The organism is Sphingomonas lacusdianchii (genome assembly GCF_022664395.1).
In the GTDB taxonomy this organism is placed as follows: Bacteria; Pseudomonadota; Alphaproteobacteria; order Sphingomonadales; family Sphingomonadaceae; genus Sphingomonas; species Sphingomonas lacusdianchii.
Window position 1 is genome coordinate 1 of sequence record NZ_JAKRET010000051.1, and the last position, 5,111, is coordinate 5,111.

At 62.8% G+C, this 5,111-nt stretch carries 4 protein-coding genes and 1 pseudogene; all 5 read right to left on the reverse strand.

From position 1 onward, the window contains the following. Positions 1 to 280 precede the first annotated feature (280 nt). Positions 281 to 1,855, reverse strand: a complete 1,575-nt coding sequence (locus MF607_RS22220; protein ID WP_242122347.1) for an amidase — start codon at positions 1,853 to 1,855, stop codon at positions 281 to 283. A gap of 89 nt (positions 1,856 to 1,944) precedes the next feature. Beyond that, entirely contained in the window at positions 1,945 to 2,961 is a 1,017-nt protein-coding gene (locus MF607_RS22225; protein ID WP_242122348.1) for an acyltransferase family protein, read from the reverse strand. Between the two features lie 382 nt (positions 2,962 to 3,343). Then, positions 3,344 to 4,480, reverse strand: a complete 1,137-nt coding sequence (locus MF607_RS22230; RefSeq protein ID WP_242122349.1) for an acyltransferase family protein — start codon at positions 4,478 to 4,480, stop codon at positions 3,344 to 3,346. 104 nt (positions 4,481 to 4,584) lie between these two features. Further along, on the reverse strand, positions 4,585 to 4,824 hold the full coding sequence (locus MF607_RS22235; protein ID WP_242122350.1) for a hypothetical protein: 240 nt from the start codon (positions 4,822 to 4,824) through the stop codon (positions 4,585 to 4,587). A 197-nt stretch (positions 4,825 to 5,021) separates the two neighbouring features. Beyond that, a pseudogene (locus tag MF607_RS22240) lies at positions 5,022 to 5,111 on the reverse strand (integrase catalytic subunit); the annotation flags it as partial.

The window sequence follows — 5,111 nt, forward strand, 5'->3', positions numbered from 1 at the left end:
CTCTTGGGAAAGAACGGCCGAAGCCGTTCCATCTGCTCGTCCGTCAACCAGTACAGGTCGCTCATTTCAGTCTCCTCTCGGAGCCTGAATCAGATCGCACGCCTCCCATCAATGGGTCCTGAACCTAATCGAAATGGCGTATCGAAGGATCGTCACAGATACTTCGATACGGGTCTTCGACAGGCATCCCCTACTCGGCACGAACGGTTACACCCCTGTCATCACGCACTAAGGGTGTACTTCGATAACAGTCAGGCGTTGAGACGACCCCGTCGGAACGCTACCGAACCCCGTCCAGCCCCGGCCCCACCTCCGCCCGCTCGGGATAGCGCGGCGCGACGCGTGCCTGCGCCTTTTGCTCATAGGCATAGCCGGCGTTCAGCACCTGCTGATCGGCGCCCGCCGTGCCGATGAACGACAGCCCGACCGGCAACCCCTGTGCCAGCCCCATCGGCACGGTCAGATGCGGATAGCCCGCCACCGCCGGCAGTTCGGACGCCGACGGCCCGCCATATTGGTCGCCATAGACCGGATCGCTCAGCCATGCCGCGCCATAGGTCGGCTCGACCAGCAGATCGAGCTTCGCACCCTTCAGCATCGCGTCGATTCCCTCGGCCCCGGCCAGCCGCAGCGACTTCGCCCGCGCCGCACGATAGGCGGGATCGTCGAGCCCCCTGGTCTTCGCCGCCGCCTCGAACGTCTCCTGTTCGAAGAACGGCATTTCGGTGCCGGCATTGGCGCGGTTGAAGGCGATGACCTGATCGAGCGTGCGCGTCTTCACCACCGGCGGGGTGGTGGCGAGATAGGCGTTCAGATCGGCCTTCAACTCGGTCTGGAGCACCAGCAATTCCGCCTCGCCCAGCCCGTCCAGCTTGGGCGGCGTCACCTCGACCAGCGTCGCGCCGCCCCTGCGCAGCACCGCCAGCGCCGCGTCGAATCGCTGGGTCAGCGGCGGGGTCATGCCCTTCGGCCGGATCACGCCGATCCGCCGCCCCCGCAGCGCGTCCGCCGACAGGCCGGCGGCATAGTCGCGGACTTGGGTGCGTGCGGTCGCGGCATCGGTCGGGTCGGGGCCGGCCATGGCGGAAAGCAGCAGCGCGGCGTCGCGCACCGACCGCGCCATCGGGCCCGGCGTGTCCTGGCTATGGCTGATCGGCACCACCCGGTTGCGGCTGACAAGGCCCAGGGTCGGCTTGAACCCGACCAGCCCGTTGATCGACGACGGGCAGACGACCGATCCGTCGGTCTCGGTCCCGACCGCCGCCGCCGCGAAGCTGGCCGCGATCGCCGCGCCCGACCCCGACGACGAACCGCAGGCGGTGCGATCGAGCGCATAGGGGTTGCGCACCAGCCCGCCGACCGCGCTCCACCCGCTCATCGACCGGGTCGAGCGGATATTGGCCCATTCGGACAGGTTGGTCTTGCCGAGGATCACCGCCCCCGCGCGGCGCAGATAGGCGACCAGCGGCGCATCGCGCCCGGTGATGTTGTCGCGCAGCGCGAGACTGCCCGCCGTCGTCGCGATCCGGTCGGCGGTCTCGATATTGTCCTTGATGAGGACGGGCACGCCGTGCAGCGGCCCCCGCACGCGCCCGGCGCGGCGTTCGGCATCGAGCGCCGCCGCCTGTTGCAGCGCGTCGGGATTGACGGCGATGACGCTGCGCAGCGTCGGCCCGGACCGATCCAGCGCCGCGATCCGGGCGAGATAGGCGCGGGTCACGGCAACGCTATCGGTCGCGCCCGCACGCATCTGCGCCTGCAACTGGTCGATCGAGGCTTCCTCGACCCGCTGGGCGGCGGCAGGGGTGGCGATCGTCAGCGCCGCAACAAGACCGATCCAATCGTAACCGCGCATCCCGAACCTTTCGATGGTTTGGGGGGATGCTAACGTCGTGCGCGCCGGGCGCAATGGCGATGGGACGTCGCCACCGCCACGCCCGTGCTTCAGGCGCTGGCCGGGCGCGCGGTCGAGGGCTTCCTGAATTTCGGTATGCTGAACAGCAATTGCACCACCTTCGACCGTTCGGATGCCACCGACAGCATCAGTCCGACCGACAGGGCAAAGATCATGCTGGCCACGGCAACAATGTCGGCGGTCGTTACGCCGAGCCGAACGGCCATGACGTCGAACAGATAGATTGCCGGAAAATGGCTGACATAGAATTTCAGCGAATTGCGGCCGACATAATTCGGCAAATGCGTCCAGCGCTGGCCCGCCACCTTGCGCGACAGATGACACGCCGCGATCACGAAGGCGAGGGTCAGCGCGATAAACGCCGGATTGGACTTGACGTCGAAATAGGCGACGCAAACCCCGCCAATCGCTGCCGCCGCGGCCGCGAACAGACTCTCGCGCCGGTCGATCAGCGCGAGGAAGGCATTCCAGTGACGACCGGCAAACGCGCCGAGGAAAAAGTAGGTCATCAGGTGGAACATCCGCGTATGCACGACGATGCCCGGCGACCCGAACGACACCAGCACGGCGATGCCGAAGATCGCGACGGCAACGAGCAGAAAATTGAAAGACTTCACCAGATAGGCGAAGACGTAGAACAGCCCGACGAAATACAGGAACCAGAGATAGCTGCCGCCATTCAGCAAGCTCAGGATCGCCGACACACTGCTGACATCGCGCGCGAAAACAACTGCCGTCACCGCCGACCAGAGCAGATACGGCCACCAGACACTACGCACCTTGCCCGCGAAGTAGACCGCCGATCCCTTCTTCAACGATTGCGGCAACAGCAGGCCGGAAAGGAACATCAGCGTAGGCATGCGGTAGAGCGCGAAGAAATCGCTGATTTCCTTCAGCCACGCTGGCGGTGGGAGGTCGACCCGATTCAGGATCGTGACCGAATGGAACGCCACGACGAGCAGGATCGCCAGCCCGCGCAACAGGTCCATCCACGACTGACGGGGTGTCCGCCCCGCGCCGGCTTCCGTCCGGTTCGTTTCCGTCATGCTCGTCACCCCGCCCAAGGCACCCCCGGTGCAATCCAAGCTGCCAACGTCATATACTCAGAACAATGTCCAGCAAATATCCGACCCGATGCCGTGCCAAAAATGGAATTCAAGGCCGCCCGTTCGCTCCATACGATATGCCGATCCGTTAATGAAATTTACTCGACCATCGACTTCATCGATTGATATGTCGGAATCCAATCTGATTTTTTTCAAAAGAAACTATGAAGCCAAATCATAACGGTTCCGGTTTGTAAGAACGTACCAGATGCCGGCGATAATGTTCGACGACCGTGCCCTAAACTAACCAGGATACTGCGAGACGTGAGTGGATACGCTCGGCGCGGCCTGCGCCAGCGCCGCGTAGCCGCCCCTTCCGAACCTACCGGGTCACCGCTCGCGATGCGCGCCACGCCTCGGCGTGGCGGCCGCGGACGCGATCGAGTCGCAGGATCGCGCGTTTGACCGCCGCCTGCATCGGCATTTCGTAGAGGCGGAAGCTGAGCGAGGCGGCGACGACGATCGCGGAGAGAATGAGGAAAATCTCCAGCACAATCGGCATGTCCGATCCAGCAAGCACGTTGCGGACCGTATCGGCAACCGGTTCATGCAGCAGGTAGATCGAAAAGCTGTACGCGCCGAGCAGTCGCATGACGCGGTTGGCGAAGAAGATGCGGGCAAATGTCGTGTCGATCGTGAACGACAGCACGAACGCACCGAACAACAACGCCATCGGCAGGTTCTCATACACCCGTCCGCGCTCCCATCCGAACCCGGTCTTGGACGGATCGGTCGACACGATCCCGGCAAAGATTGACAGCATCAGCGCGATGCCAAGGCACTGGACGATCGTCGCCGATCGTTTGTCGATCCGGTCGAACTGCACATAGCGGCACAGCACCGCCGCGCCGACCCCGACGAGGAAGATCGGCAGCGAATTGAAGACCGTGATCCCCGGGAACAGCGGCTGCAACACGAACATCGCGGCCAGCCCGAACCCGAACAGCGGGAGATAACGCAGGACCAGGCGCCGCGCGACGACGTACCACAGCCCGACAAAGACGACGTAGAATTCGACTTCGGGCGGGATCGACCAGAAGACAAATTTGCTGCCGAGGAACAGCAGATGCTTCACCATGTCGAAGGTCGTCAGATAATAGACGAAGTCGGGACCGACGATCTGCGACGCGATGTAGGAAGCAAGGATCACCGCGTAGAAGAGCGGGATGACCCGCGCGATCCGCGATGCCATGAAATGGGTCACCGCCGCCATGTCGAACGGGCGGAAAAGATAGAGATGGCCCATCAGGAAACCGCTGAGGACGAAGAAGATCATCACCCCGAAGGTGCCCGATTGCGGGACATAGCCTTCGGACAGGCCGAGGGTCTGGAAATGGGAGATGACGACCAGCAATGCCGCCGCGCCGCGAAGACCGTCGAGCGCCGGAATATGCGCAGGCTTATGCAGCGGCACATCCGCAAGCGACTCCCCGCGATGATAGGATCGCACCGATTCCATGTCGTCTTCCCCCGAAGTTGTGCCCGACCCTCCCCTGCAATTATGGTTTCGCCAGTAATGACATGCCGATCGGCTTTATTTCAACCTTATTTTAACCAATCCCCTCAATCATAAGTATTTACGGCACGATTCCGGCGGTTTGAGCGGGCCGACTTCGATGATACTTCAGGATGAGATCCGCGACTCGCGTCGCTGACGGCGAGTCCGTTGCGAAGTGCTACCGGTCCGGCTTCACGAACCAAGCGATCGAGCGCATAAGGGCGATGCCGGAAGCGAATGGCGATCGTTGCGATCGAACCGCGAAGCAACGTGGCAGAATTGAAAAAGCCCGCCAGGTTGTTCACCTGACGGGCTTTCTAAATGGTGGGCGCGGCAAGGATTGAACTTGCGACCCCTGTGATGTCAACACAGTGCGACAAGCACTGGCGAAGTTGACCCACCATCAAAATATGCCTGAGAAACAATCACTTGGCTGCCACTCACTACCACTCTAGCGTTCTCCCGGCGTGAGCAGCCCCCACCGGGTGGTCCGGGGTGATTGTTAGTGCATTGTTGTGTCCGCCGCCATTGCCGGGCGGAGGTGGAGCGAAGCGGAGCCGGAGACCGGCAATGGCGGTGTCGACGCTTGCGG